The organism is Xanthomonas sp. NCPPB 2586, from assembly GCF_041475775.2.
GTDB classification, from domain to species: Bacteria; Pseudomonadota; Gammaproteobacteria; order Xanthomonadales; family Xanthomonadaceae; genus Xanthomonas; species Xanthomonas campestris.
Genome location: NZ_CM192981.1, coordinates 3745695 through 3771383 on the forward strand (window position 1 = coordinate 3745695; position 25689 = coordinate 3771383).

26 protein-coding genes, 1 tRNA gene, 1 other RNA gene and 1 pseudogene are annotated in these 25689 nt (G+C 66.8%); 5 read left to right on the forward strand and 24 right to left on the reverse strand.

The features are described from left to right. Positions 1-21: 21 nt before the first annotated feature. The 8 genes from ACCQ09_RS16210 to ACCQ09_RS16245 form a co-directional block, all read right to left on the reverse strand. Positions 22-1377 (reverse strand): aminodeoxychorismate synthase component I, encoded by a 1356-nt coding sequence (locus tag ACCQ09_RS16210; RefSeq protein WP_040940609.1) that lies wholly within the window; start codon positions 1375-1377, stop codon positions 22-24. Between the two features lie 161 nt (positions 1378-1538). Further along, on the reverse strand, positions 1539-2774 hold the full coding sequence (gene fabF / locus ACCQ09_RS16215) for a beta-ketoacyl-ACP synthase II (RefSeq protein ID WP_014506895.1): 1236 nt from the start codon (positions 2772-2774) through the stop codon (positions 1539-1541). Positions 2775-2914: 140 nt separating this feature from the next. Next, on the reverse strand, positions 2915-3154 hold the full coding sequence (acpP, locus tag ACCQ09_RS16220; RefSeq protein ID WP_002814322.1) for an acyl carrier protein: 240 nt from the start codon (positions 3152-3154) through the stop codon (positions 2915-2917). 155 nt (positions 3155-3309) lie between these two features. Then, positions 3310-4053, reverse strand: coding sequence for a 3-oxoacyl-ACP reductase FabG (fabG, locus tag ACCQ09_RS16225; RefSeq protein ID WP_076056292.1), 744 nt, complete (start codon positions 4051-4053; stop codon positions 3310-3312). Between the two features lie 78 nt (positions 4054-4131). Then, on the reverse strand, positions 4132-5076 hold the full coding sequence (gene fabD / locus ACCQ09_RS16230; RefSeq protein WP_228428144.1) for an ACP S-malonyltransferase: 945 nt from the start codon (positions 5074-5076) through the stop codon (positions 4132-4134). Between the two features lie 642 nt (positions 5077-5718). Further along, a complete protein-coding gene (locus tag ACCQ09_RS16235; RefSeq protein ID WP_011036218.1) occupies positions 5719-6696 on the reverse strand; it encodes a beta-ketoacyl-ACP synthase III in 978 nt (325 codons plus the stop codon). Between the two features lie 89 nt (positions 6697-6785). After that, positions 6786-6980, reverse strand: coding sequence for a 50S ribosomal protein L32 (gene rpmF / locus ACCQ09_RS16240; RefSeq protein WP_040940608.1), 195 nt, complete (start codon positions 6978-6980; stop codon positions 6786-6788). A gap of 96 nt (positions 6981-7076) precedes the next feature. Continuing rightward, complete coding sequence (locus ACCQ09_RS16245; RefSeq protein WP_011036217.1) at positions 7077-7586, reverse strand: YceD family protein; 510 nt, start codon at positions 7584-7586, stop codon at positions 7077-7079. Positions 7587-7697: 111 nt separating this feature from the next. Between ACCQ09_RS16245 and ACCQ09_RS16250 the strand changes: the two genes are divergently transcribed. Next, positions 7698-8276 (forward strand): Maf family protein, encoded by a 579-nt coding sequence (locus ACCQ09_RS16250; protein ID WP_040940607.1) that lies wholly within the window; start codon positions 7698-7700, stop codon positions 8274-8276. Positions 8277-8283: 7 nt separating this feature from the next. Here the strand turns inward: ACCQ09_RS16250 and ACCQ09_RS16255 are convergent, their stop codons facing one another. The 3 genes and pseudogenes from ACCQ09_RS16255 to ACCQ09_RS16265 form a co-directional block, all read right to left on the reverse strand. Then, a complete protein-coding gene (locus tag ACCQ09_RS16255; RefSeq protein WP_228428147.1) occupies positions 8284-10113 on the reverse strand; it encodes a hypothetical protein in 1830 nt (609 codons plus the stop codon). Beyond that, positions 10113-11093 (reverse strand): annotated as a pseudogene (locus ACCQ09_RS16260) (glycosyltransferase). The gene ACCQ09_RS16255 and the pseudogene ACCQ09_RS16260 overlap by 1 nt, the downstream one beginning before the upstream one ends. Before the next feature lie 19 nt (positions 11094-11112). Next, entirely contained in the window at positions 11113-12957 is a 1845-nt protein-coding gene (locus tag ACCQ09_RS16265; RefSeq protein WP_016944816.1) for a glycosyltransferase family 39 protein, read from the reverse strand. Positions 12958-12993: 36 nt separating this feature from the next. On the opposite strand from ACCQ09_RS16265, the gene ACCQ09_RS16270 reads away from it, so the two are divergent. Genes ACCQ09_RS16270 through ACCQ09_RS16285 form a run of 4 tightly spaced genes read left to right on the forward strand, consistent with a single transcriptional unit; the run spans position 12994 to position 17383 of the window. Continuing rightward, the gene (locus ACCQ09_RS16270) at positions 12994-13947 is read left to right on the forward strand and encodes an AAA family ATPase (protein ID WP_040940605.1); all 954 of its coding nucleotides are present in this window, start codon (positions 12994-12996) and stop codon (positions 13945-13947) included. Positions 13948-13951: 4 nt separating this feature from the next. Further along, entirely contained in the window at positions 13952-14908 is a 957-nt protein-coding gene (locus ACCQ09_RS16275) for a DUF58 domain-containing protein (RefSeq protein ID WP_040940604.1), read from the forward strand. Next, positions 14901-16850 (forward strand): transglutaminase TgpA family protein, encoded by a 1950-nt coding sequence (locus ACCQ09_RS16280; RefSeq protein ID WP_228428151.1) that lies wholly within the window; start codon positions 14901-14903, stop codon positions 16848-16850. The genes ACCQ09_RS16275 and ACCQ09_RS16280 overlap by 8 nt, the downstream gene beginning before the upstream one ends. Further along, complete coding sequence (locus ACCQ09_RS16285) at positions 16847-17383, forward strand: Slp family lipoprotein (protein WP_014506883.1); 537 nt, start codon at positions 16847-16849, stop codon at positions 17381-17383. The genes ACCQ09_RS16280 and ACCQ09_RS16285 overlap by 4 nt, the downstream gene beginning before the upstream one ends. 102 nt (positions 17384-17485) lie before the next feature. Here ACCQ09_RS16285 and ACCQ09_RS16290 read toward each other — a convergent pair whose 3' ends face one another. The 13 genes from ACCQ09_RS16290 to ACCQ09_RS16350 form a co-directional block, all read right to left on the reverse strand. After that, complete coding sequence (locus ACCQ09_RS16290) at positions 17486-17836, reverse strand: histidine triad nucleotide-binding protein (RefSeq protein ID WP_012439070.1); 351 nt, start codon at positions 17834-17836, stop codon at positions 17486-17488. A gap of 105 nt (positions 17837-17941) precedes the next feature. Next, positions 17942-18535, reverse strand: a complete 594-nt coding sequence (gene recR / locus ACCQ09_RS16295) for a recombination mediator RecR (RefSeq protein WP_011036206.1) — start codon at positions 18533-18535, stop codon at positions 17942-17944. 96 nt (positions 18536-18631) lie between these two features. After that, positions 18632-18952: a YbaB/EbfC family nucleoid-associated protein gene (locus ACCQ09_RS16300; RefSeq protein WP_011036205.1), complete on the reverse strand. Its 321-nt coding sequence runs from the start codon at positions 18950-18952 to the stop codon at positions 18632-18634. Between the two features lie 6 nt (positions 18953-18958). Continuing rightward, positions 18959-20920, reverse strand: a complete 1962-nt coding sequence (gene dnaX / locus ACCQ09_RS16305) for a DNA polymerase III subunit gamma/tau (protein ID WP_040940603.1) — start codon at positions 20918-20920, stop codon at positions 18959-18961. A 178-nt stretch (positions 20921-21098) separates the two neighbouring features. Then, an RNA gene (gene ffs, locus ACCQ09_RS16310) (signal recognition particle sRNA small type) lies at positions 21099-21195 on the reverse strand. Positions 21196-21276: 81 nt separating this feature from the next. Next, positions 21277-21369, reverse strand: a tRNA-Ser gene (locus tag ACCQ09_RS16315). A gap of 200 nt (positions 21370-21569) precedes the next feature. Further along, a complete protein-coding gene (locus ACCQ09_RS16320) occupies positions 21570-22007 on the reverse strand; it encodes a molybdenum cofactor biosynthesis protein MoaE (RefSeq protein WP_080640146.1) in 438 nt (145 codons plus the stop codon). Between the two features lie 2 nt (positions 22008-22009). After that, positions 22010-22255 carry a MoaD/ThiS family protein gene (locus ACCQ09_RS16325; protein ID WP_012439072.1) on the reverse strand — a complete coding sequence of 82 codons (246 nt, stop codon included), beginning with the start codon at positions 22253-22255 and terminating at the stop codon, positions 22010-22012. Next, a complete protein-coding gene (moaC, locus tag ACCQ09_RS16330) occupies positions 22252-22749 on the reverse strand; it encodes a cyclic pyranopterin monophosphate synthase MoaC (protein ID WP_040940601.1) in 498 nt (165 codons plus the stop codon). The genes ACCQ09_RS16325 and moaC overlap by 4 nt, the downstream gene beginning before the upstream one ends. Positions 22750-22773: 24 nt before the next feature. Beyond that, the gene (locus ACCQ09_RS16335; RefSeq protein ID WP_040940600.1) at positions 22774-23154 is read right to left on the reverse strand and encodes a nuclear transport factor 2 family protein; all 381 of its coding nucleotides are present in this window, start codon (positions 23152-23154) and stop codon (positions 22774-22776) included. Beyond that, positions 23151-24182 (reverse strand): GTP 3',8-cyclase MoaA, encoded by a 1032-nt coding sequence (moaA, locus tag ACCQ09_RS16340; protein WP_162275431.1) that lies wholly within the window; start codon positions 24180-24182, stop codon positions 23151-23153. Before moaA ends, ACCQ09_RS16335 begins: the two co-directional genes overlap by 4 nt. After that, positions 24182-24934, reverse strand: coding sequence for an MBL fold metallo-hydrolase (locus tag ACCQ09_RS16345; protein ID WP_012439076.1), 753 nt, complete (start codon positions 24932-24934; stop codon positions 24182-24184). The genes moaA and ACCQ09_RS16345 overlap by 1 nt, the downstream gene beginning before the upstream one ends. Beyond that, entirely contained in the window at positions 24934-25683 is a 750-nt protein-coding gene (locus ACCQ09_RS16350) for a 3-deoxy-D-manno-octulosonic acid kinase (protein WP_011036197.1), read from the reverse strand. The genes ACCQ09_RS16345 and ACCQ09_RS16350 overlap by 1 nt, the downstream gene beginning before the upstream one ends. Positions 25684-25689 lie beyond the last annotated feature (6 nt).

A 25689-nucleotide genomic window follows, 5' to 3' on the forward strand; every position in this document is an offset into this window, starting at 1 on the left:
GGTGATGTGCCGTTGAAGTACTCATGCCGGGTCCAGCGCACGCAGCACCCCACGTGCCTTGGCACGGGTTTCGTCCAGTTCCCGCTGCGGGTCAGAGTCCACCACGATGCCGGCACCGGTGCGGAACTGCACCTGGCTGCCGGCCACTTCGGCGGTGCGGATCAGGATGTTCAGATCCATGTCGCCGTCGCGGTTGAGCCAACCGAACGCGCCGGTATAGGCGCCGCGCGCGGTCTGTTCCAGCTCGGCAATGATCTGCATGCAGCGCACCTTCGGGCAACCGGTGATGGTGCCGCCCGGGAATACCGCCGCGATCACCTCGCCAGGGGTGACGCCCTGCCGCAACCGGCCGCGGACATTGCTGACGATGTGATGCACGTGCGCATAGCTTTCCACGCCCATCAGTTCGTCCACCTCCACGCTGCCCGGCGCGCAGATGCGGCCCAGGTCGTTGCGCTCCAGATCGATCAACATCACGTGTTCGGCGCGCTCCTTCGGGTGACCGACCAGCTCGCGGATGCGCGCGGCATCATCGTCGCCCGCGAAGCGTGCACGAGTCCCGGCAATCGGCCGTGTCTGCACCACCTGCCCGTGCACCGACACCAACCGCTCCGGCGAAGAACTCACCACCGCGCGCCCGGCCGCCACGAACAGGCCGGAAAACGGCGCCGGATTGGCCGCACGCAGCCGCGCATGCAAGGCGGCGGGGTCGACGGGCCGATCGAACTGCGCCTGCCAGGCGCGCGAGATATTGGCCTGGAACACGTCGCCGGCACGCAGATAGTCCAGCACCCGCAGCACCGCATCGGTGAATTGCTCGGGCGGGTCTTCCTGCACCACCGTCGGCGCTGCCCAGGCAGGCAAGGCGGGCAGGCTGGCGCAGGCGGTGATGTCGTCGTCAATCTGCTGCAGCAGGTCTTCGCGCCCCGGCTCGGCCACGGCGAAGCAGCGCCCGTCCATGCGGTCGCGCAGCACTGCCGCCGGCGCCCGCAGGGCCAATGCCGCGGGCGCGGCGTCGCTGCGCATGGGCAGGCGCAGGATCGGCTCGACCTGTGCGGCCACCTCATAGTCCAGCAGCACCGCCCAGCCACCGCGAAACGGCCAAGAACTTTCACCCTCGTGCGGCAGGCGCTCGGCCTGCCAGGCCGCATCCAGGGCGTCGAGAAAGCCGCCTTCCAACAGCTGACCATCGCCATTGCGGGTGCAGCCGTCCGGGTCCAGACGCAGTTGCGCGCCCTGCGCCAGCAGCAACACATCCCAACGCCCGTGCGCGGTGCCCGACGCGCTGGATTCCAGCAACGCGGGATACCGCTGCGGTGCCAGGCGATGCAGCGCCAGCAGGTCGATGTCCGCGTGCAGTGGTCGGGTCAGCGTCATCGGCCTGGCTTGGCGTGGAGGGACGGATGCGGCGCTGCGCGCCGGTGACAACCAGCGCGCCGCACACCGCACGGTAAATCAGCAGAAGACACAACGGGCCGAACGCGCGACGCGTTGCAGCCCATCGCGACCCTGCGCCATTGCGGCGCAGGACCAATGGCTCAGATGCGCTTGAACACCAGGGTGCCGTTGGTGCCGCCAAAGCCGAAGCCGTTGGACATCACCGCATCCACCTGCACCTCGCGCGCCACGTTCGGCACGTAGTCCAGATCGCAGCCTTCGCTGGGCTCTTCCAGGTTGATGGTCGGCGGAATGATGCCGGTATGCAGCGCCATCACCGAGAAGATCGCTTCCACGCCGCCGGCCGCGCCGAGCAGGTGGCCGGTCATCGACTTGGTCGAGCTGACCATGGTCTTGTACGCGTGGTCGCCCAGCGCACGCTTCATCGCCATGGTTTCAGCCAGATCGCCCAGCGGCGTGGAGGTGCCGTGCGCGTTGAGGTAGCCGATCTGCTCGGGGTTGAGCTTGGCATCGCGCATCGCCGCGGCCATGCTGCGCGCCGCGCCTTCGCCGTCTTCGCTGGGCGCGGTCATGTGGAACGCATCCGAACTGGCACCGAAACCGACCAGCTCTGCATAGATGCGCGCGCCACGTGCTTTGGCATGTTCGTACTCTTCCAGTACCAGCACGCCGGCGCCGTCACCCAGCACGAACCCGTCGCGCTGCTTGTCCCACGGACGCGATGCAGCGGTGGGGTCGTCGTTGCGAGTGGACATCGCCTTCATCGCGCAGAACCCGCCCACCGAACTTGGGGACGAACCGCGCTCGGCGCCGCCGGCCAGCATCACGTCGGCATCGCCGTGCTGGATCATGCGCATCGCGGTGCCGATCGAATGGTTGGAGGTGGCGCAGGCCGACACAGCCGAGAACGTCGGGCCCTTCAGGCCTTTGATGAGGCTCACCTGGCCCGGCAGCATGTTGATGATGGTGCTGGGCACATAGAACGGCGAAATCTTGCGCGCGCCGCCCTCATGGAATTTGATGGTCTGCTCTTCGATGCCGAGCAGCCCGCCGATACCGGAGCCCAGAATGGCGCCAACGCGTTCGGCATTGCTTTCATCGATCTCCAGCCCGGAATCGTCCAACGCCATGAACGAGGCGCCGACACCGTAATGGATGAACGAATCCATCTTCTTGACGTCCTTGGCGGACACAAACTGGGTGGGATCGAAATTCTTGATCTCGCCCGCGATCTTGGTGGTGAACTGCGAGGCATCGATCTGCGTGATCGGGCCAATGCCCGAACGACCGTGGATGATCCCATCCCAACTGGTGGCCAGATCATTGCCCAGCGGCGACACCATGCCCATGCCGGTAACGACAACACGACGACTCATTGCAGATCTCCTCACCACACGACGGACGGTGCTTGCGGTTTACGGTTGACGCTCAAAAACACAGGGCCGCATCAGCGGCCCCATGGGATGTCTGACGCAGCAGCAGCCAAATGCCCGCCACCGCTGTCAGGAACAACGCATCAGCTCTTGACGTGAGCCTTGACGTAGTCGATCGCCTGCTGGACCGACGTGATCTTCTCAGCTTCTTCGTCCGGGATTTCGCACTCGAACTCTTCTTCCAGCGCCATCACCAGCTCGACGGTGTCCAGCGAGTCGGCACCCAGGTCATCGACGAACGATGCGCTGGTGGTGACTTCCTCTTCCTTGACGCCGAGTTGTTCGACGACGATTTTCTTGACGCGTTCTTCGATGGTGCTCATTGAGATATCGCTCCAGATGGAGTAGTGGTGGTACAAAAAAAACGCCATCGCCGCTGCGATGGCCGCGTTGGATAGTGTAGTGGAAGCGACCGGGCCTTGCATTGCATCACAAATCCCGGCCGATCAGCCACTTAGCGCCTCCCGGCGCCGCACGCTCACGGCATGTACATGCCGCCGTTGACGTGCAGGGTCTCACCAGTGATGTAACGGGCGGTTGGGCCAGCCAGGAAGGCCACCGCATTGGCGATGTCGTCCGGCTGCCCCAGATGGCCCAGCGCGATCTGCTGCAGCAACGCCGTCTTGGCATCCTCCGGCAGCGCCTTGGTCATGTCGGTATCGATGAAGCCGGGCGCGACCACATTGACAGTGATCCCGCGCGAGCCGATTTCCTTGGCCAGCGACTTGGAAAACGCAATGATGCCGGCCTTGGCCGCCGCGTAGTTGGTCTGGCCCGGATTACCGATCACACCCACCACCGAGGCGATGTTGATGATGCGACCCTTGCGCGCTTTCATCATGCCGCGCATCACCGCCTTGGAGGTGCGGAAGACACTGGTCAGGTTGGTGTCGATGATCGCCTGCCAATCGTCTTCCTTCATCCGCATCAGCAGGTTGTCGCGGGTGATGCCGGCGTTGTTGACCAGGATCGAGACCGCACCGAACTCCTTGCCGATCGCATCGATCAAGGCATCGACCGCGGCCGCATCGGTGACATTGAGCTCCCGGCCGTGGCCGCCGTTGGCAGCCAGGCGCTCGCCGATGGCAGCGGCCCCGGAGGCGGAGGTGGCCGTGCCGATGACCGTGGCACCCTGGGCGGCCAGCGTATCGGCGATGGCCGCGCCGATGCCGCGGCTGGCACCGGTGACCAGAGCGATCTCGCCCTGCAATGGCTTGCTCATGTTGCTGTTCCTCGAGAGGGGACGTCGCAACCGCAGTTACGAGCGTCGAGGGCCGGCATCACCGGCAAATCGGTCAACTCAGTGCGCCCACGCATCCAGCGCGCCGGCGTAATCGGCCGGGGTCGCGAGCGAACGGGCATCCAGGCTCTTGTCGATACGCTTGATCAGCCCGCTCAGCACCTTGCCCGGGCCGCATTCGGCGATCCGGGTGATGCCCTGCGCGGCCAGCGCCTGCACGCAGCCGGTCCACTGCACCGGCAGATACAGCTGCTCGACCAGGGCCTGGCGGATCGCTTCGTGGCCGGCGTGCACCTGCGCGTCGACGTTCTGCACCACCGGAATCTGCGGCGTGTGCCAGGTCAACCCGGCCATCGCCTCACCCAGCTGGTTGGCCGCCTCGCGCATCAGCGGGGTGTGCGACGGCACGCTCACCGCCAGCTTGACCGCCTTGCGCACGCCGCGCTCGGCCAGCAACGCCAGCGCGCGATCCACCGCCGCCGCATCGCCGCCGATCACGATCTGACCGGGCGAATTGAAGTTGGCCGGCACCACCACCTGGCTGCCCGAGGCCTCGACACAGACCTCGCGCACCAACGCATCCTCAGCGCCCAGCACCGCGGCCATCGCGCCGACACCGGCGGGCGCCGCTGCCTGCATGAACTGCCCGCGCAGCCGCACCAGGTGGGCACCGTCGTGCAGCGACAACGCACCGGCAGCGACCAGTGCGGTGTATTCGCCAAGGCTGTGGCCGGCCAGCACCGACGGTCGCTCGCCGCGCTGCGCGTTCCACAGGCGCCACACCGCCACACCGGCGGCCAGCAACGCCGGCTGGGTGTATTCGGTGCGGTTGAGCATCTCTTCCGGGCCGCCCTGCGACAAGGCCCACAGATCGACGCCGGCGCCATCGGAGGCCTCGACGAAGGTATCGCGGATCTGCGGATGCAGTTCGGCAAGTTCAGCCAGCATGCCCAGGGACTGCGAGCCCTGGCCGGGAAACACGAAAGCGAGCGTAGATTCGGTCACGCGTTGCTGCCTACAAAAATCGAGCCGGGATGATACGTGCGAAATCGCCCGGCCGTCTGTACTGACGCGTATGCAAGGCGCCAACGCCCGCATCGCACAGGCGTCTGCCGGCAGGGTCTGAGCAGGTCAATGTCGCCGTTGAGGAGCCAGTCCAGGCACGGCATCGACAGCTTCAACGCGGTGGTCGCGTAGATCGCCGGGCGCGCTCTGGCGCGTCAGCTGGGCGTGGAGGAGAGGCGGGTCAGATGCGCGAAACGCGCGGTTACTTGACCAGCGGGCGCAGGCAGTCCGCACACGAACGCGCTGTCGCTAAGCACCAGTGGCGTGCCCCTGACAACGCTCTACCGCGCCTGCCCGCAGGCCGTCACCCGCAACACCTTGACCGCCTGAGCCCGCAGCGCGCTGCGCCGGCTACATTCCTCGCAGGCACCGCATCACCGCCACGCCGCGGCGGTGGAGGCAGGACATCCAGGCCCCAGTGGCGTGCGAGAACGTTGCGTGTGTCGATCAAGACTGCGCGGCGGTGGCACTGCGCCAGGGAGACTCACTGACACATCAGCCCGCAATGGCAAGGTTCTTTGCACCAACAGAACCTCAAACGCAAAAACACACCGCCGGCAAACGCGGCAGTGCCTGCGCAGATCAGTAGCGCAGCAGCGCCGAGCCCCAGGTGAATCCGCCACCGAAGGCTTCCAGCAGCAGCAACTGGCCACGCTGCACGCGACCGGAGCGAACCGCTTCGTCCAGCGCGAGCGGCACCGAGGCCGACGAGGTATTGCCATGCCGGTCGACGGTGACCACCACCTGCTCCATCGGCAGATCCAGCCGCTTGGCGGTGGCTTCGATAATGCGCAGATTGGCCTGATGCGGGATCAGCCAGTCCAGGTCGTGCGTGTCCAGGCCATTGGCGGCGAGGGTTTCATCGACCACCGAGTCCAGCGCCTTGACGGCGTACTTGAACACGTCGTTGCCCTTCATCAGCAACGCGCCACCGCCGTTCTTGCCTTCGCCGAAGCCAACAGACACACCGACCGGATCCCACAGCAATTCCTTCTTGCTGCCGTCGGCATGCAGATGGGTGCTGAGGATGCCGGTATCTTCGTCGGCCTTGAGCACGACCGCGCCCGCACCGTCGCCAAACAGCACGCAGGTGGTGCGATCGGTCCAGTCGACGATCCGGGTCAGCGTTTCGGCGCCAACCACCAGCACGGTCTTGGCGTCGCCACTGCGAACGAACTTGTCGGCCACGCTGAGCGCGTAGACGAAGCCCGAGCAGGCCGCGTTGACGTCGAAGGCACCGCAGCCGACATTGCCCAGCCGCGCCTGCAACAGGCACGCAGTGGACGGGAAAATCAGGTCCGGGGTGGTGGTGCCGACAACGATCAGGTCGATCTCGTCGGCAGTGACACCGGCCGCTTCCATCGCCTTCAGCGAGGCGAAGTACGCCAGATCGCTGGTGGTCTGGTCGTCGGCAACGATGTGACGTTCACGGATGCCGGTACGCGAGCGGATCCATTCATCGCTGGTGTCGACGATCTTGGACATGTCGTCGTTGGTCAACACCTTTTCGGGCAAATAGCTACCCGTGCCCGCGATTCTGGAGTAGATCCGCTTGCTCATACTGTTCCTTGGTGCAAGAGCCGCGGTGATTGGCGGCTCCGGAAGTATCGAGGGTCACCCGCCTGCAAAACTGCGGCGGGTGCCACGGATCAATCTTCTTGGACGGCCGACGACTTGGTCTTGATCACCTTCTTGCCGCGGTAGTAACCGTCAGCGGTGATGTGGTGGCGCAGATGGATCTCGCCGCTGGTCGGGTCGGTCGACAGCTGCTTGGCGGTCAGGGCATCGTGCGAACGACGCTGGCCGCGGCGGGACGGGGTGACTCGGGATTTCTGCACAGCCATGGGATTGCTCCAAACTTAAGTTCGATAACTTTTCTGTTGAGTCGAACAGGACTGTACGCCCGCGCCGACCTGTGTTTCCGCCCTTAACAGCGGCGGTTACTGTTTCTTCAACGCCGCCAGCGCCGCGAACGGACTGGCCTTGTCTTGCTCTTCCTGGGTCGGAACCCACTCGGCCTCGACTGCCTCGCTCCCCGGCGCCATCGGCACCACGGGAACCGCCAGCACCAGCTCGTCCTCCACCAGGTCCACTGCCCGCAGCATGCCGTCGTCGGGCACCAGCAAGGCTTCGTAGTCGGGCGGCAACGCGGCCTCATCGGCCTCGTCGCGGATCAAGCCGAGTCGCTGCCTGATCTGCACCGGATACAGAAAACGCTGCAGGCTGCGCTGGCATTCCAGCGGCAGCGCGACATCGATGCTGAGTTCGACATAGGCGACCTTCAACAGATCGTCCTGATCGAACTGAAGCGAATAGACACATTCGCCTTCGGTATCAACCAGGCTTCCCTGAAGACGGGTCATCGCAGATAGCGGGATGCGGCCGTCGAAGCGCCTGCGCGCTGCGACCATCCGCCAAGCATCCAGCATTTCGGGCACGTTCGCGGACATAAGCCGCAGAATGTTAAAGACCCGCCGGGGCCATGTCAAATCTGCTGCCGCTGGGATTGTGGCCCAGCGCCAGGGCCGGCAGACTCCCCTGCCCTCCCTCGCGGTGCGCCCATGATGCCACGCCTGATCCTGGCCTCCACGTCTGCCTACCGCCGCGAGCTGCTGGGCCGCCTGCACCTGGACTTCGACACCGCCCGCCCCGAGGTGGACGAGCACGCCCTGCCCGGCGAAACGCCGCAGGCGCTTGCGACCCGGCTGGCCAGCGAGAAGGCACGCGCAGTGGCGGGGCGCTTCCCCGAGGCCTGGGTGATCGGCTCGGACCAGGTCGCCGACCTGGACGGCCAGGCGCTCGGCAAGCCGGGCACGCTGGAGCAGGCGCGCGCGCAGCTGACGCGCATGTCCGGCCGCATGGTGCGTTTCCAGACCGCGGTCAGCCTGATCGGCCCGGACGGGTTTGCCGCGCAAGCGCTGGACCTTACCGACGTCCAGGTGCGGCCCCTGCAGCCGCAGGAGATCGAACGCTACCTGGCTGCCGAACCGGCGCTGGAGTGTGCCGGCAGCTTCAAATGCGAGGGCCTGGGCATCACCTTGTTCGACGCAATCCGTAGCAACGACCCTACCGCCCTGGTCGGCCTGCCGCTGATCGCAGTGGCGCGGTTGCTGCGGCAGGCGGGGTTTTCGCTGCCTTGAAGCTACCTCAGCCCGCCTGGCGCAGCGTGCAGAATTGATACGGATAGACGGCTTGCCCGATGCGTGAGGGCAACGTGCGGCACTGCGCCGGGTCCAGCGTCAGCCCGTACGCACCCAGGCGCTGCTGCGCCGCGTCGCGAATGGCCTGATCGGCCGCTGCGATATCCAGCGCCCTGGCCTTGGGCACGACCAACAGGCAGCGGCCGGGCGTGGAAGCAGCCAGCTCGGCGCGCAGACCCCGGGCGATCAGCCAACGCAGGCGTGCGCAGTCTGGCTGCGCATCCCACCCGAACTGCTGCGCCCAGCGATTCATGCGATCCACCCGAGCCTGCTGCTTGTCGCGCGCCGCACCCAGCATCGCGTAAACCTGCGGGCGTTCGGCCACCAGGGTGCGCACGCGCGCCCGATACGCATCGGTCTTGCTGATGTTGGTTGCGACCCCGATGTAACGGGCCTGCTGCGGCAACAGGGTGACGCGCCATGACTGCGGCTCATCGCCGACCAGCAAGACCGTTGCCCGTGCCGGATCGATGATCTGCGGTTGCGTGACCTCAAACGCCGCGCGCGCCCAGGGCTCGTACCCCCAATCCTTCCAGCCGGCCACCGCCACCAGCGCGCACAGCCCGATCAACCACGCAGCCTTGTGATCGGCACGTTGCGCAAACGCATGCCGGCAACAGATCCACAGCACCACCGGCGCCAGCAATTCCAGCACGACCAGATAGCGGTGGATGCTGAAGATGGCCTGCCACAACACATAGGCCGTGGCCACGAACACCAGCACCACAGTGGCCGAGCGGTCCAGCCCAACCCCGGCAACCCGGCAACGCAGCACAGCGCGCGCCGCCACGATCAGTACCAATGCATACAGCAAGGCCCACAGTGACTGCACCAATCCCAGGTCGCCGATGCGTTGCGGCTTCAACGTAAACAGCAGCGGCCAGAGCAGGTGTTCGCCGAGATTGCGCGGCAGCCAGCGCGTGTCGGCGATCGACACCGGCGCAGCCAATGGGGATTTGAATAGCCCGTTGAACTGCGGGAACAACGGGTTGCCCAGGTGCTGCCAGACCTGCCAGTACCACGGCCCGGCCACCAGCACGAACACACCGCCCGCGACGACGATCACGATGCCCAGCGCCAGCAGCCGTGCCCGCAGGCGCGCGCCATCGCACATCAGCGCCGGCACCAGCGCGAGGGCGTAGAGCGCATTGGTCAACCTGAGCGCGACCGCCAGACCCAGCAACGCGCCTGCACGCCATAGATGGAGGGCGGTTTTGCCCTGCCGCGCACGTGCCTGTGCCTGCAGAACCAGCGCCAGGGCGCCCAACACGGGCAAGGCCGTGGAGGTATCGCCCATGGTGCCGCCGAGTTCGGACAGAAATACGGCGCTGCTCGATCCTGCGGCCACCAGCAGCGGTGTCCATTGCGCACGCCGCGGATGCGCCGAAAGCACCCGCCAGGCAACCGCGGCCACCGGCACGAACACCAGCGCATGCAGTGCACCGAGCAGCACGCCAACCAGTGGCGCGGGAAGGTGCAACATCAAGGCGGCATGCATCGCATCCAGCAGCGGGCTGAAATAGCTTTGCATCTGCGCCGGCGCGAGGTCGGTCGTCAGTCGCCCGTGCAGCCAGGCATCGCCGATATACAAGTGATAGTTGCGCAAGTCCCAGTTGGCGTCCTGGCCGAGGCCGAGCGACACCAGTGCACCGAGCAGCACGATGGCAAGTACGGCGGCGGCACTATGCCGCGGGGAATGGAAACCGAAGCGACGATCCGCCCAGGCGAGCAGGCGTTGGCGGCGCGTCGCTTTCGCTGTCGCTGCACTCGCCCGCATCACGTCCGCTCCTGCGCATGTCTGGATGTAAGCGCTGCCACGCTCGGTTCGGCGAGATAGGCCAGATGCTTGGCCTCGACGAGACCACGGGTCACCGTGTCCAGAATCAGCCCGCACGCCAGCAACAGGAAGCCGAGCAGCATCAGGGCTACGCACAGGATCGCGGTTGGAAAGCGCGGCACCAGGCCTGTTTCCAAGTAAGTCTGCAACAACGGTACGGCCAGCACGATCGACAGCGCGGCACTGAACAGGAAGCCGATCGAAAAGAACAGCAGCGGACGCTCGGCCTTGAACAACTTCACGATGGTGGTAAGGATCCGCCACCCGTCGCGCCAGGTATTCAACTTGCTCTGCGAGCCCTCCGGCCGCACACCGTAGACGGTGTCGACTTCGGCGACCGGCATGCGCAATTGCAACGCGTGCACCGCCAGTTCGGTTTCGGTTTCGAACCCATGCGCATGCGCGGCAAAGGATTTGACTTAGCGGCGCGAAAACACCCGGCAACCCGACAACATGTCTTCGAAACTGCGGCCGCACAGCAGGCCTGCGCAGCGTGTCAGCAGCACATTGCCCAGCCGATGTCCGGGCCGGTACGCGGCCTGCTGTTGATCGCGCCGCGCGCCGACCACCATGTCCAGTTGCTCGCTGAGCAACTTGCGCACCAGCGCGGGCGCGGCAGCCGCGTCGTACGTCGCGTCGCCATCGACCAGCACATAGATGTCGGCGTCCACATCGGCAAAACCGCGGCGCACCACATTGCCCTTGCCCTGCAGCGCCACGCGCCGCACCTGCGCGCCGGCCGCTACGGCGATCGCCGCGGTGGCATCGCTGGAGTTGTTGTCCAGCACATGGATGGCCGCCCGCGGCAACGCCACGGCAAAATCACCGACCACTGCGGCAATGGTGGCGGCCTCGTTGTGGCAGGGCAACAGCACGGCGATGCGGATCCCGGCAAAGGTGTCGGGACAATCGGTACTCATCACGTAGGCCAGTCTCCGGTCAGGGGACGGGAACGGTGAATGGCTGCTCCCACCAGTCCTCGACGCTGCCGTCGTGGCCGTGCAGGCGCAAGCCCAACCAATGCGTGCCGGGCGTCAGCGCGCGCGTGTCCAACGTGGCAGTAAAGCCGACGCGGGGATGTTGCGGGTCGTTAGAGATTTTCCAATACGGGCGCACGTCCAGGGTGGCACCGTAGTCGGCGCGTCCAGCGGGGCGACCATCGACCAGCAGCTCGACGCGCGACAGGCCCACGCCGTCCTTGAAGGCCCAGCCACGCACCTGCATGGTGGTCGTGGCGGCAACGCCAGGCAGCGGCGTATCGATCCACGCCATCGCAGGCGCGATGCAGGGGCCGGGCTGGCGTTGCGCCGGCAGCGCGAACAGCAGGAAGCGCTGATAGCCGTGGTCGGTGGAGACCACCTTGGGCGGCGGCAGCGGCCCGACCATGGCGCAGATGGCGTGGTAACGCGTGAGCAGATCGCGGTAGCGCTGATCGCTGGGCGAAAGCACCAACAGGCGCGGGCCGCTGCGCTCGCCATGGCTGAGCAGCCCCCACTGGGCCAATTGCGCCGAGCGGCCATGCTTGTCGTTCAGATCAGCCTGCAGCACTTCGATCTGTGCATCGTGCAATTGGAAGCCGAGCTCGGCGCCTACCTTGAAGTTTTCCGCCAGCACGCGGGTGCCGGGCGGCAGCTGCGCCAGTTCAGTCTTGACCGCGCGCGCCAGGTCTTTCCAGCCGGCGAAATTGCGCGGGTAGTATTTTTCGCCCGCCGCTTGCGCACGGATCGCCGGCACCGACACCGCCAGGTAATAACTGTAGGCGCCCAGCATGCCGAGCAGCGCGATCAGCCAGGTGGCACGCCGCAGCGGGCGCGGCCAGCGCATCAGGATCACCGGCGCGGCGACCAGCAGGGCGAGATAGCCAGGCAACGGCCAGTGGAAGCTGATCCGCTCGGCATCGCTGAAGAACCCCAGCACAAAGATCGCCAGTGTGGAGATGCCGCCCAGCAGGCCGAAGTAGCGCCACTGCGCACGCGAGCCGCCACTCCCGGCACGGGTGCCGGCCAGACTGACCTTGACCATCGCCCAGGCCAGCAGTGGCGTCACCAGCGCGGCCTGGATCAGCAAAAACCACAGCCCGGTGATCTGGAACGTCCACGGATGCCGGTCTACCAGCTGAAAGCGCAGGCCCGCCTCGTCATGGTCGGTGTTCCAGAACAGCAGCGGCAGCCAGCTCATGGCGCCTACCGTCAGCGCCATCCAGATGCGTGGGTCGCGCAAGACCGCACGCCCCTGCGGAATGCACAGCAAGGCAATGCAGCCCACCCCGATCACACCGACAAAGCGGTAGTGGCTCAGTGCACCAATGACCAGGCCGATGGCGAGCTCCAGCGCGCTGGTGGCATCGACCTCGCGCAACAGCCGCGCGCCCGCATCCATGCACAGCACCGCTGCCAATGCCATGGGCACATCGGGCACCGCCAGGATGCCAAGCGTGGCCGACAGCGGCATCAGCAAGGTCAGGCTGCCAGCCTGCCAACCCAGCGTGGAGCCGAACCAGCGCGTGGCGATGTGCGCAACCAGCCACGGCAGCAGCGCAGCGATGGCCAGAAACGGCAACCGCAGCGCCAGTAAATGGTGCCCGCCAAGTTCCACGCCCAGGCGCGTCAGCCACGCGGTCATGCCCGGCAGATCCGAATACGCCGCTGCCAGATGCTGGCCTTCCTGCCAGTAAAACGCCTCGTCCACGAACAGCGGCAGACGCGCGGCAATCAATAGCTTGACGGCCGTCGCCAGTGTCCACAGGATCACGAAGGTGCGATGTGCGCGTTGGTCCCCTGGCATTGCCCTGTGCACTCTTCTTCCACCTACGGATTTGTGATGTCGACACCGCTGCGTTCCACGGAAATGCTAACCGATGCGCTGCGCCAATCGCTGCGGCGCGCACAGGACCAGGTCAATTCGCTGTTGCTGGGCAAGGCGCAGGAAGTGCGCCTGGCGTTCGTGGCGCTGCTGTCCGGGGGACATCTGTTGATCGAGGACCTGCCCGGCCTGGGCAAGACCACCCTCGCCCACGCCATGGCGTCCAGCCTGGGCCTGGGGTTCCAGCGCGTGCAGTTCACCTCGGACCTATTGCCGGCCGATGTGCTGGGCGTGTCGGTCTACGACGCGGCCTCGCGCCAGTTCCAGTTCCATCCCGGCCCGGTGTTCACCAACGTGCTGCTGGCCGACGAGATCAACCGCGCGCCGCCACGCACGCAGAGTTCGCTACTGGAAGCGATGGCCGAGCAGCAGGTCACCCTGGACGGGGTGACACATGCGCTGCCGGAGCCGTTCTTCGTGATCGCCACGCAAAACCCGGTCGATCTGTCGGGCACCTTCCCGCTACCGGATTCGCAACTGGACCGCTTCCTGCTGCGGCTCAGCCTGGGCTACCCCAGTGCAGATGCCGAACGGGCGCTGCTGTCGGGCGTGGATCGCCGCGAGTTGATCGCCCAGGCCACACCGCAATTAAGCGATGCCGATGTCGTGACGTTGCGCGCGGGGGTCAACCACATCCACACCAGCGACGCCTTGATCACCTATGTGCAGGCGCTGCTGCTGCGTAGCAGGCAGCATGCCGGCGTGCGCGTGGGCCTGTCGCCGCGTGCGGGGATTGCGCTGTTGCGCGCAGCCAAGGCCTACGCCCTGCTGCTGGGGCGCGAGCATGTGCTGCCGGAAGACGTGCAGGCGTTGTTCGTGGCGGTCGCCGGGCACCGCCTGGTGCCGGAAGCCGAATCATCGTCCGGGCCGGCGCTGGCCAAGGCGTTGCTGCACAGCGTGCCGGTGGACTGAGCACGTGCGTGCGCACCTGCGTGGCATGGGCCGACGGCTCAGCCTGCTGGCCCGCCCGCGCGGGCCGGAAGCCTTGCCGATCGTGCTGGATCGGCGCCGGATCTATGTGCTGCCCACGCGATTTGGCCTGTTTCTGGCGGCCTTGCTGATGGCCATGCTGCTCGGCGCGCTGAACTACAACAACAACCCGGCGTTGTTGCTGGCGCTGCTGCTGGCCACCGCCGGCATCGCCAGCAGCATCGTGGCGCACCTGCAATTGTCGGCACTGCGGATCGAAGCGGTCTCCGCCGAACCGGTGGTGGCCGGCGAGCCGCTGCGCATGCGGGTGTCGTTGGCCCGCCGCGACACCCGCGCCCGCCGCGGATTGCGCCTGGATCATCTGGAGCACAGCGGTTTTTGCTCGCTCACCGACTACGACAACGCGGACGTGGATCTGCTGGTGCCCACCGTGCGTCGCGGCTGGCAGGACATCGAGCGCATTCGGCTGTCCAGCACCCAACCGCTGGGGCTGGTGCGCGCCTGGTCATGGGTCTGGCCGGAAACACCGCTGCTGGCCTACCCGGCCCCGGAAGCGCACGGCCCCGCGCTGCCCGATGGCGCCGGCTCGCCCAATCAGACCCGTCTGCATGCACAAGGCGAGGAGCTGCACCAACTGCGTCCGTACCGGGCCGGCGACGCACCGCGCACGATTTCGTGGAAGCACTCGGCGCGCCGCGATGCGCTGTTGGTGCGCGAATACGAGCAGCCGCTGGGCGTGGAAGTGACCCTCGACTGGCGCAGCCTCAGCGCACTGCCCTACGAACGCCGCATCGCGCGGCTGACGCGCTGGGTCAACCTTGCCGAACGCGATGGCCGCCGCTACCGGCTGCTGTTGCCGGGCCAGCCACCGCTCGGTCCTGCACAGGGCCCGTCGCACCATCATCTGTGCCTGCGTGCGCTGGCGCTGCTACCGCATGACTGAGCCTACCGCCCCGATCACCCAGGCCAGCCGCGGCTGGGTACTGGCCACCACCTGGCTGGCGCTGGCGCCGCTGCTGCTGCAGTTGCCCGGCCTGCTCGCCGGCACCATCGCCGTCGCCGCGCTGCTGGTCGGCGTGATGAGCTGGCGTGGCAGCCTGATGGCACCGGTCCGGTTGCTGTTGGTCATCGCGATGCTGGCCGCGGTGTACTGGCAGATCGGCATGCGCTTCGGGCGCGACACCGGCTGCGCGGTGCTGGCGGCGATGCTGGCGATCAAGGCCTCCGAATTACGCACCCTGCGCGATGCGCGCAGCCTGCTCGGCTTTGCGTTGTTCGCACCGTTTGCCGCATTCCTGCTGGACCAGGGTCCGGCCACCATGGGCCTGGCGTTGCTCGCGGTGCTGAGTGCGCTGTTGTGCATGCAGCGCCTGGCCGACGAGGAACACCGCACCGGCACGCCAGGGCTGCGCCTGCAATTGCGCAGCATCGGCAAGCTGGTGGCCATCGGCGTGCCGCTGGCCCTGGTCACGTTCTGGCTGCTGCCACGTTTGAGCTCGCCGCTGTGGGGCGTGCCGGAGCGGGCGCTGTCGCGGCCCGGACTGTCGGACAACATGTCGCCGGGCGAGTGGATCGACCTGATGGCCGATGACAGCCCCGCCCTGCGCGTGCAATTCACCGGCAAGGCGCCGCCACCGGAGCAGCGGTACTGGCGCGGCCCGGTGATGTGGGATTTCGATGGCCGCACCTGGCAGCGCGCGCGCTGGACCGGCCGCGGGCAACCGGCCGCCTTCGCCGCCGGGCCGGCAACGTATCGCTACCGCCTGGACTACGAGCCCACCGACCGCCGCCAGCTGGTTGCGCTGGATCTGCCGGTGCAAGGCGTCGCGAACGCCGAGCTGTCGCCCGATTACGAATTGTTCGCGCAGCGCCCGTTGAGTGCGCTCACCCGCTGGGACCTGCAGTCCGCACCACCGGCACGCTTCGACACCGATCTACCGGCGCCGCTGCGCGCACGCGCATTGGCGCTGCCACCCGGCTTCAATCCACGCACCATCGCCCTGGCCCGCCAGTGGCGTGCCGAAGCGGGTCGTGACGATGCCGAAGTGGTGCAACGCGCGCTGCAATGGATCACGCGCGAATTCGCCTACACGCTCGACACCCCGCTGCTCGGGCGCAACAGCGTCGATGAGTTTCTGTTCCAGCAGAAGGCCGGTTTCTGCGAACACTTCAGCTCGTCGTTTGTGGTGCTAATGCGCGCAGCCGGCATCCCTGCGCGCGTGGTCACCGGCTATGCCGGCGGCACCTACAACGGGCTGGGCAATTACTGGGTCGTGCGGCGCATGGACGCGCATGCGTGGAGCGAGGTGTGGCTGGCCGGCCGTGGCTGGGTGCGCGTGGATCCCACCGCCGCCGTGGCACCGGAACGCATCTACGACACGCTGGAGGATCGCCTGCAGGCAGGTGGCGGCGGTGGCGGCCAGCTGGGCACCTGGGACAGGCTGGGCGAGGTCAGCGACTGGCTGCGTCGCGGCTGGAACGAGCTGGTGCTGTCCTTCGACGCCGACCGCCAGCAGCGGCTGCTGCAACCGTTCGGCATCGACCGCCTGGACACCAACCAGCTCGCGGCCATCTTCGGCGTATTCGCGGTCAGCGCATTGGCCTGGATGGGGTGGCTGCTGGCGCGCGGCGAACGCGAACGCGACCCGCTGCTGCGCGCCTGGCACCGGCTCGGGCGCCGTTACCGCAAGCTCGGCCTGGCCCGCGAACCGCACGAACCGGCCACCACCTGGGCGCAACGTGTGGCACAGCACGATCCCCACACGACACTGTTGGCACTCAGCCAACGTTTCGCTGCGGCGCGCTACGCTGGAGCTGATTCGGACAGCGCCTCTCTCATCAAAGATCTGCAGCAGCATCGCCCGCGAACCGGAGCTTCCTCATGAGTACCCGTTTTCTTCTTCCAGTCATCGCTGTCCTCGGGCTCGCTGCCTGTGCCACGGCGCCCAAGCCGTTGCAGGGCCAGTTCCCCACGGTCAGCCCGAGCGACTCGACCGCCAGTGCACAGGTCGGCACCTCGGTGCGCTGGGGCGGCAAGATCATCCAGACCAAGCCCGTTCAGGGCCAGACCTGCTTCGAGCTGATCTCGCGCCCGCTCAACGCCAGCGGCCGCCCGGACCGTAGCGCGGTGGATGCCAGCGATGGCCGCTTCCTCGCCTGCCGCGCGGGCTTCTACGACCCGGCAGTGTTCGAGCCAGGCCGCGAAGTGACCTTCATCGGCAAGATCGAAGGCTACGAAACCACCAAGATCGGCGAGTACGACTACAAGCTGCCCAAAGTGGCCGCCGATGTCGTCTACCTGTGGCCGCAGGTGCGCGAGGTCGATGTGGTGCCGGCCTACCCGTACGGCCCCTGGGGCGACCCGTGGGGTCCGTGGGGCCCGCGCTGGGGTGGCGGTTGGGGCCGCGGTTGGTGGTAACCAGCCACTGCTGAGATGACACAAAAACGCCGCTCACAGGGAGCGGCGTTTTTGTATGTGGCGTCCGATGCAGCAGGATCCTCTGGGCCTAACCACATCTGATCACGGCGTGCCGAAACGCCCCAGCGGCGCACCGGCCAGCAGATGCAGATGGATATGGAACACCGTCTGCCCAGCATGCTCGCGGCAGTTCATGACAATGCGGTAACCGTCCTGCGCCAGCCCTTGTTCGCGCGCATATGCCGCGGCCGCCAGCGCCAACTTGCCGACCAGCAGCGCCTGCTCCGGCGGCACATCGTCCAGGGTCGGGATCGCATGCAACTTGGGAATGAAGAGCACATGCACCGGCGCCTGCGGTGCGATGTCCTCGAATCCCAGCACCTCGTCGTCTTCATAGACGATGGTGGCGGGAATTTCGCGACGAATGATCTTGCCGAAAATGGTGTCGGTCATAGGAGGGGAATCGAGAATCGGGATTGGGGAATCGCAAGAGCTTACCGCGCGGGCTTCTTACTTTGCTTCTCCGATTCCCCATTCACGACTTACGATTCCCGGCGCTTAAAGCACCTCACTACGCGTGCCGAACGCATGCGACAGCGTGCCGCGATCCACGTACTCCAGCTCGCCGCCCAGCGGCATGCCTTGTGCGAGCCGGCTGGGGCGCACGCTGTGTTGGCGGGCCAGTTGCGCCAGGTAATGCGCGGTGGCCTCGCCCTCGACGGTGGCGTTGGTGGCGATGATCATTTCGGTGACCTCGCCCGCTGCCAGACGCTCGGCCAGGCGGTCCAGCCCCAACTCACGCGGGCCGATACCATCCAGCGGCGACAAACGCCCCTGCAGGATGAAATACACCCCGCGGTAGCCGGTGGCGTGCTCGATCGCCAGGCGATCGGCGGGCGATTCCACCACGCACAGCTGCTGCCGATCACGGCCGGAATTGGCGCAGATCGCGCACACCTCCGACTCGGTGAAGTCGCGGCATTGCACGCAATGGCCCACCTTCTCCACCGCATTGGCCAACGCCGCCGCCAGCCGCCGCCCACCCTCGCGCTCACGCTCGAGCACGTGGTACGCCATGCGCTGCGCCGACTTCTGACCCACACCGGGCAGCACCCGGAAGGCTTCGATCAGTTGTTCTAGAAGGGAGGACATGTGCTCGGGAATCGGGAATGGGGATTGGGGAATCGCAAGAGCAAAGGTGCAGGTTGCTTCACGATTCCCGATTCCCTACTCCCGATTCCCAGCCTCTCAGAACGGCAGCTTCATGCCAGGCGGCAACTGCATGCCGGCCGTGGCCGAGCCCATGCGCTCCTTGGATTCGGCATCGATCTTGTTGGAGGCGTCGTTGAAGGCGGCGGCGATCAGATCCTCGGCCATCTCCTGGTCGGAGAGGATGCTCGGGTCGATGCGCACCTTGCGGCATTCCTTGGCACCGGTGAGCGTTACGCTGACCATGCCGCCGCCGGCGCTGCCGGTGACTTCCAGCTTGGCCAGTTCTTCCTGGGCGCGCTGCAGGTTTTCCTGCATCTTCTGCGCCTGCTGCATCAGTTGGGCAATATTTCCACGCATGCGGGGTTACTCGTCGTAAGGGCGGATGGAATCGGGAACGACCCGCGCGCCCTGCTGCTGAATCAGCTGCTGCACATTCGGGTCATTCATGAAGGCGGTTTCGGCCGCACTCTGGCGCTCGCCTTTCTGGCGATTGGCGCGCTCGTGCAGGGTCTCGACGTCGGCGCTGCCGGTCTCGATCACGATGCGCGGCGTGTTGCCCAACTCCGGCGCCAGCGCCTGCGCAAGATTGGCGATGGAACGTTCGGAGTTGAGATATTCAAAGCCCGGCGCGAGCGCCAGGCGCAGCACGCCTTCGCGATGGCCGATGAAGGCCGCATTGGCAGCGAGCTGGCGCGAGGGGCCATTCAAACCGCTGCGCGTGACCAGCTCCAGCCATTGCTCGGCATCGGCGATGTGTCCGTCGTCGAACGCAGCGGCCGGCGGTGTCACCGGCGCGGGCGCGGACGGCGGGGCCACAGGCACCACCGCATCCATGGCAGCAGGCGCCGCGTCGTCGGCCACGGTCGCAGGCGGCGCCATGGCCGCTTCCGGCGCCATCAACGGCACAGCAGCAGGCGCCTCGGCAGCGGCACGTTGCGGTGCAGCCTGTGCACGCACCGGTGCGTCGTCCACCGCCCACGGCGGTGTGTCATCCGTGCGCGCAGGCGGCGCTGACGGCGCAGGTTCGGCGGCAGGCGTGGGCAACACCACCACCGGCGATGGCGCGGCAGCGACGGGGGGCGCGGACACCACGGGGGCTGGGCTGATGTCGGCCGCCTTGGCCGATGTCGCCGCCCGTGCAGGTGCGGCGGCCGCAGGCGCCGCCTGCACGCCGGTGGCCGTTCCACGCGTGTTGCTGCCAGCGCTGGCGCCACGTCCATCGTCGCCGCTGCCTGCCGGCACCGCGGCAGCCGGCCGGAAGGCGAGCATGCGCAGCACGGCCATTTCAAACCCGGCGCGCGGACTCGGCGCCAGGTACAGATCGCGGCGCCCGTTAAGCGCCATCTGGTACCAGAGCTGCACCACTTCCGGCCGCAGCTGCGCGGCAAAGCCGGTCGGGTCGATGCCATCGCCCACGAACGCCACCGACGGCACCAGCTGCTGTACCTGGATGCGATGCAAGGCCTCCGCCAGCGCCTCCAGCACGCCGCTCCAGTCCGGCGAGAATTCCGCCAACGCGGCAACCACCTTCAACAACTGCGCGCCGTCCCCATCGGACAGCGCCTGCAACATCGCGCCGACCTGGGTGCGGTCGACCGTGCCCAGCATCGTGCGCACCACGTCTTCGCGCAGCGCACCGCCGGCATAGGCGATGGCCTGGTCGAGCAAGGACAGCCCGTCACGCAGCGAGCCATCGGCCGCCTTGGATAACTGCACGATCGCCGACGGGTCCGACTCGATTTCCTCGGCTGCCAGGATGCGGGTCATCTGACCCTGGATCTGGTCTTCGTCCAGCCGCTTGAGGTTGAACTGCAGGCAGCGCGACAGCACCGTCACCGGCAGCTTTTGCGGGTCGGTGGTGGCCAGCAGGAATTTCACGTGTTCCGGCGGCTCTTCCAGCGTCTTCAGCAGCGCATTGAACGCTGCCTTGGAGAGCATGTGCACCTCGTCGATCAGGTAGACCTTGAACTTGCCGCGCGAGGGCATGTACTGCGCGTTTTCAATCACTTCGCGCACATCGTCCACGCCGGTGTTGGATGCGGCGTCGATCTCCAGCAGGTCGATATAACGCCCGGCATCGATGTCCAGACAGGCCGGGCACGTGCCGCACGGATCGGCACTGGTGCCCGTCTCGCAGTTCAGCGATTTGGCGAAAATGCGCGCGATGGTGGTCTTGCCCACGCCGCGGGTGCCGGTGAACAGGAACGCGTGGTGCACGCGGCCACTGTCGAGCGCATTGCTGAGCGCGCGGACCACGTGTTCCTGGCCAACGAGTTCGGCAAAACGCTTCGGGCGCCACTTACGGGCGAGAACGAGATAGGACATCGGGAAACCAGCGAACGTTGAACCGATATTGTGCCACGCCGCGCACTCTTGATCGTTCAGCGAAGGGCCGTCGGCCGCAGACACGCACCGGTCGGATCGACAGCGGCACAGTGCCGGCAGCGTGACGCGCGCGCAGCGCCAGCTGTCGCTGCGGCATTTAGACCTGAAGGGGGTGGTGTCCCCGCCGGTTGACCTCGGCGCCCGCATCAATCGATACCGTTGCTGCCTTCCGGCCCTGGCGGGATTTTCGATCTAGCGTCGCGAGGGACCGACGGGGCCACCATAAGACGTGGGCCACCGGCGTGGCCCTGGATGTCGGCAACGTGCACAAGCGCGCAACGCAGACATCATGAAACTGGCGGAGAGAGGGGGATTCGAACCCCCGAAGCGCGGTTTAGACGCTTACACACTTTCCAGGCGTGCTCCTTCAACCACTCGGACACCTCTCCGTGCCTGTCGGGCGGCCTGGCCGTCGACAGAAGCGGAATTCTAGCTGCCGCGCGCGTCTTTAACAAGGTGAGTCTTGGCGCGGCCCGCAGAGGGCGCTAAAGAATTGCGGCGCCGCAGAGGAACCGACCCGCGCGGGCGCCTGTCGATTCAAACACCAGCCGTGCTCGCCTGGCAGCTGCACCGCAGGTGAGGCGTTGCCTTACTGCGACTCCGGATGCAGCCAGCCGGCATCGCCTTCCAGGTAGTGCTCGTGCTTCCAGATCGGCACGCGCGCCTTGACCTCGTCGATGATGAAGCGGCACGCCTCAAATGCGGCGCCACGGTGCGCCGCGCTAACGCCAACCCACACCGCCATTTCGCCGATGCCCAGCTCGCCCACGCGATGCACGCAGTGCGCCTGCAGGATGGAGAACCGCGTCATCGCCTCGTCGAGCACCCGCTGCCCTTCGGCCTGCGCGAGCGCGGCGTAGGCTTCGTAGCGCAGCCCGGCAACGCTGCGGCCATCGTTATGGTTGCGCACCCAACCCTCGAAGCTCGCAAACGCACCAGCGCGCGGGTGCTCCAGCGCCTGCCGCAGCGCTTCCACCTGCAGGGGCGCGTCTGACAGCGCGAAGCTTGGCCTGATCTGCTCATGCATGCTCAACCTCCAGAGACCGGCGGAATGAAGACCACTTCGCTGCCATCACGCAGCGGGTCGTCCCAACGCGCGAACGCGCCGTCCACTGCCACGCGTAACTGCGCCGGCGTCCAGCGCAGCCCATGCCGCGCATCCAGTTCCGCATACACGCCGCGCAAATCGGCTGCATCCGAGTGCACCTGCTCGCTGGCGATGCCGGCAGCCTCGCGCAAGCTGGCGAAGTACAACACGGTGATGGTGGCGCTCATCGCGCAGCTCCGATATCGCGCTTGCCGCCGCGTTTGGACAACAATTTGGTAGGGCCGATCCGCATGCTGTGCGAGAGCGCCTTGCACATGTCGTAGACCGTCAACGCCGCCACGCTGGCACCGGTCAGTGCTTCCATCTCCACGCCCGTGCGGTGTACGCAGCGCACCGTGCAGACGATCTGCAGCACCTGCGCGCCCGCCCAATCGATCTCGAAGCGGCAGCCATCGATGGGCAGCGGATGGCAGAACGGAATCAATTCATGCGTACGCTTGACCGCCATGGTGCCGGCGATCACCGCCGTCTCCACGATGCCGCCCTTGGCGCTGCGCAAGCCGTTGGCGCGCAGTTGCGCTGCCACGGCCGCTGGAAAGTGCACGCGGCTCTCTGCGGTGGCACTGCGTGCGGTGACCTGCTTGTCCGAGACGTCCACCATGGTGGGCAGCCCGGCGTCGTCCAGGTGGGTGAGACGTGCGGAAGGGGTCTTTGCTGGCATGGGAAACGACACGGGAACAGAACGTCAGGATGCGGGATTGTCGGTGAACGGGGTGGCTTGATGGAACAGCATCCGCCAGCGCGCACCATCCAGGCGCCATAGCGAACTGCGCAGGGCACACCGCACCACGCCGTCGGCGTGCACGCGGGTGCGGTAGCGCAGCTGCGCAAGCTGTGGGGCCAGCAGCACGCAGCTGAAGTCGTCGGTCACGTAATCGGCAGCCGCCGCACTGGTGGTCAATGCGGCGATGACCTCCCCGCGTGTGTAGCAGCGGCCCGACGCACCGAACTCGACGAACGCGGGATCCAGCAACGTCTCCAGTTCGGCCGCTGAGCCACGTACCTGTGGATCGAGCAGACGCAGCTCCAAGTCGCGCAACTGCGTCAGCAGCGCAGCGGCGCTCATCCGCCGATCAGGAACATCTCGACCGGCTTACGACGCCGGGACGTGGATGCGCGCACTTCGCTGTAGCGGTCCGCACGCACGCTCCAGCGCTGGCGCAGATGCGTGGCCAGGCCCTGCTCGCCCTCGGCCAGTGCCGGCTTGAGGTCATGCCCGTGGCTGGCGAAGAGGCAGGTGTACAGGTGCCCATCCGCAGAGACGCGCGCACGCTGGCAATCGCCACAAAACGGCACGCTGACCGAACTGACAAAGCCCACCTCGCCCAGCCCGTCGGCAAATGCGTGCCGCTGCGCCACTTCGCCGGTGTAGTTGGCATCCAGCGGCGCCAACGGCCACCGCGCATGGATCCGGTCGCGCAACTGCGCGGAGGTCACCACCGCCTCGGGCCGCCAACCATTGCAGCTGCCCACATCCATGAATTCAATGAAACGCAACACATGCCCGGTGCCACGGAAGTGCTCGACCAACGGCAGCACCTGGTCTTCGTTGACGTCGCGCTGCACGACGCAATTGATCTTCAGGCGCTTGAACCCGGCCTGCTCGGCCGCGGCAATGCCGGCCAGCACCTGGTCAATCTCGCCACGCCCGCCACTCATCTGGCGGAACAGCGCAGGCTCCAGGGCATCCATGCTCACGGTGATGCGGCGCAGCCCGGCCTGACGCAGGGCCACGGCCTGGCGGGCCAGCAGCGCTCCATTGGTGGTGAGCGCCAGGTCCTCGATGCCCTCGATCGCTGCCAGTCGCTGGATCAGCACCGGCAGGTTCTTGCGCAACAACGGCTCGCCGCCGGTCAGGCGCAGCTTGGTCACGCCCACCGCCACGAAGGCGCGCACCAGGGTTTCCAACTGGTCAAAGCTCAGCCGCTGGTCAGCGTCCAGCCCGTAATCGTCCGGCACGCGGTCGGCCGGCATGCAGTAGCCACAGCGAAAATTGCAGGCCTCGATCACCGACAAGCGCAGGTCGCGCAGCGGCCGGCCATAGCGGTCCTGCATCGGTGCGGCGCTCAGGTCCGGCAGCATCAGGGCACCCATCAGCGCGGCGCCATGGCGGCAGTGGGCGTTGCCAGCGCAAGCACCTGGCCAGGCACAGCCACGCGATGGCCACGTGCCCGCAGCACGTCGCCGTCGGCGTTGCTGGCGTAGTGATACAGCCACATGCGGCTCAACAGGTCCTGCGGGTATTCCCGCTCCAGGTCATCCACACCAGTATGCGACGGGTTGCCGTGAACGCCGCAGTCATGCGCGATGAGCTCGCTGTCATCGGCATAGCGCGCCAGCATCTCCGGGATCGGCCGGGTGTCGCCGGTCCAGACCAGCGCACCCTGCAGGCGCAGCCCGTAGGCGGTCTCCGGCCAGTGGTGGCGCACCGGGAACACTTCCAGGCGCACACCGTCATGCCAGAAGGCCTCGCCCACCGGCACCAGCTGAAATGCATCCCAGAAGTTCGCACCGCCCTCGGCCAGCACGTTCGGGTAGTCGGCCAGCCGCCGCTGCAGCAGCGGCACCACCGGCGCCGGCACGTACAGGCGGGTGCGGCCGCGGCGTTCGGAGAAATAGCTGTCCACGAACAAGCGCTCCAGCCCGCCCACGTGGTCCAGATGCACGTGGGTGATGAAGACCGCCTGTGGCATCTGGGCGTAATGGGCCTGATAGCTGGTGAGCCCTTCGCTGCCGCAGTCGATGGTCAGCCACGGCGCACCGCCACGCTCCAGCGTGGCCATCGGCGACCCCAGCGCCACGGCCGACGCATTGCCGACCCCCTGCACCCGCAAAGCCCACTCCATCAGTAGCCCCGGCCCCAGGCCAGCTCGTAGGCGCGGTGCAGGCGCTCGTAGTCCTTGTCCACGTCTTCGCGGGTGCGGTTGCCGCGCAGCTTCAGCAGCGAACGATGCAGGCGGGCCAGGTTGCGCTCGCGCCAGCGAGTGGCCGGAATACGCAGCACGCCGCGGTCGAAATCGATCAGCCAGCCATGCCCGCCGGCATCGAACAGGATGTTGTGCGCATTGAGATCGGCGTGATCCAGGCCGGCGCGGTGGAAACGCGCGATCAGCCGCCCGGTGTCTTCCCACGGCGCGCCGCGGCCAGCCACCTGTGCATGGTCGGCAAGCGACCGCACGTTCTCCAGCCGCTCCATCAACAACGCAGCGCGGTAGCCGAGGCCTTCGCGCAGATAGCAGGCCGCCAACGGGCGCGGCACCGGCAGCTTGCGCTTGAGCAGCTCACGCATCAGCCGGAATTCGGCAAAGCTGCGCGTGCGCCCGGCGCCTTTCCAGAGGTATTGGTCGCGACTCACGCGTGCGGCCATGCCGCCGCGCCGGTATTGGCGCAGCACGCTGTGGCCAAACGGGGCATCCACGAACCACGCGCCACCGCGCCCGCCCTCGTCCACCGGACGCGCCCTATCGCCCCAGCGCTGTGGCGAGAACAGCCCGGCGTCGGCTTGCCGCAGCCGTTCGCGGTCGAACAGAATGGCGCCGTACCCGCGGCCTTCGCGGTATGGCGTCAGCGCTTCAGTGGCGTCGAAAGAAACCATCCATCG

What these genes read in the sequence shown, in the direction of transcription:
- recR (WP_011036206.1), bottom strand. Translation starts at nt 18,535, where the DNA reads ATGTCCTCCCTTCTAGAACAACTGATCGAAGCCTTCCGGGTGCTGCCC.
- ACCQ09_RS16290 (WP_012439070.1), bottom strand. Translation starts at nt 17,836, where the DNA reads ATGACCGACACCATTTTCGGCAAGATCATTCGTCGCGAAATTCCCGCC.
- ACCQ09_RS16210 (WP_040940609.1), bottom strand. Translation starts at nt 1,377, where the DNA reads ATGACGCTGACCCGACCACTGCACGCGGACATCGACCTGCTGGCGCTG.
- ACCQ09_RS16265 (WP_016944816.1), bottom strand. Translation starts at nt 12,957, where the DNA reads ATGCCAGGGGACCAACGCGCACATCGCACCTTCGTGATCCTGTGGACA.
- ACCQ09_RS16300 (WP_011036205.1), bottom strand. Translation starts at nt 18,952, where the DNA reads ATGCGTGGAAATATTGCCCAACTGATGCAGCAGGCGCAGAAGATGCAG.
- ACCQ09_RS16345 (WP_012439076.1), bottom strand. Translation starts at nt 24,934, where the DNA reads ATGGAGTGGGCTTTGCGGGTGCAGGGGGTCGGCAATGCGTCGGCCGTG.
- ACCQ09_RS16280 (WP_228428151.1), top strand. Translation starts at nt 14,901, where the DNA reads ATGACTGAGCCTACCGCCCCGATCACCCAGGCCAGCCGCGGCTGGGTA.
- ACCQ09_RS16255 (WP_228428147.1), bottom strand. Translation starts at nt 10,113, where the DNA reads ATGCGGGCGAGTGCAGCGACAGCGAAAGCGACGCGCCGCCAACGCCTG.
- fabG (WP_076056292.1), bottom strand. Translation starts at nt 4,053, where the DNA reads ATGAGCAAGCCATTGCAGGGCGAGATCGCTCTGGTCACCGGTGCCAGC.
- ACCQ09_RS16235 (WP_011036218.1), bottom strand. Translation starts at nt 6,696, where the DNA reads ATGAGCAAGCGGATCTACTCCAGAATCGCGGGCACGGGTAGCTATTTG.
- ACCQ09_RS16350 (WP_011036197.1), bottom strand. Translation starts at nt 25,683, where the DNA reads ATGGTTTCTTTCGACGCCACTGAAGCGCTGACGCCATACCGCGAAGGC.
- rpmF (WP_040940608.1), bottom strand. Translation starts at nt 6,980, where the DNA reads ATGGCTGTGCAGAAATCCCGAGTCACCCCGTCCCGCCGCGGCCAGCGT.
- moaC (WP_040940601.1), bottom strand. Translation starts at nt 22,749, where the DNA reads ATGCCAGCAAAGACCCCTTCCGCACGTCTCACCCACCTGGACGACGCC.
- ACCQ09_RS16245 (WP_011036217.1), bottom strand. Translation starts at nt 7,586, where the DNA reads ATGTCCGCGAACGTGCCCGAAATGCTGGATGCTTGGCGGATGGTCGCA.
- dnaX (WP_040940603.1), bottom strand. Translation starts at nt 20,920, where the DNA reads ATGTCCTATCTCGTTCTCGCCCGTAAGTGGCGCCCGAAGCGTTTTGCC.
- moaA (WP_162275431.1), bottom strand. Translation starts at nt 24,182, where the DNA reads ATGGGTGCCCTGATGCTGCCGGACCTGAGCGCCGCACCGATGCAGGAC.
- ACCQ09_RS16250 (WP_040940607.1), top strand. Translation starts at nt 7,698, where the DNA reads ATGATGCCACGCCTGATCCTGGCCTCCACGTCTGCCTACCGCCGCGAG.
- ACCQ09_RS16270 (WP_040940605.1), top strand. Translation starts at nt 12,994, where the DNA reads ATGTCGACACCGCTGCGTTCCACGGAAATGCTAACCGATGCGCTGCGC.
- fabF (WP_014506895.1), bottom strand. Translation starts at nt 2,774, where the DNA reads ATGAGTCGTCGTGTTGTCGTTACCGGCATGGGCATGGTGTCGCCGCTG.
- ACCQ09_RS16335 (WP_040940600.1), bottom strand. Translation starts at nt 23,154, where the DNA reads ATGAGCGCCGCTGCGCTGCTGACGCAGTTGCGCGACTTGGAGCTGCGT.
- ACCQ09_RS16320 (WP_080640146.1), bottom strand. Translation starts at nt 22,007, where the DNA reads ATGCATGAGCAGATCAGGCCAAGCTTCGCGCTGTCAGACGCGCCCCTG.
- ACCQ09_RS16285 (WP_014506883.1), top strand. Translation starts at nt 16,847, where the DNA reads ATGAGTACCCGTTTTCTTCTTCCAGTCATCGCTGTCCTCGGGCTCGCT.
- acpP (WP_002814322.1), bottom strand. Translation starts at nt 3,154, where the DNA reads ATGAGCACCATCGAAGAACGCGTCAAGAAAATCGTCGTCGAACAACTC.
- ACCQ09_RS16325 (WP_012439072.1), bottom strand. Translation starts at nt 22,255, where the DNA reads ATGAGCGCCACCATCACCGTGTTGTACTTCGCCAGCTTGCGCGAGGCT.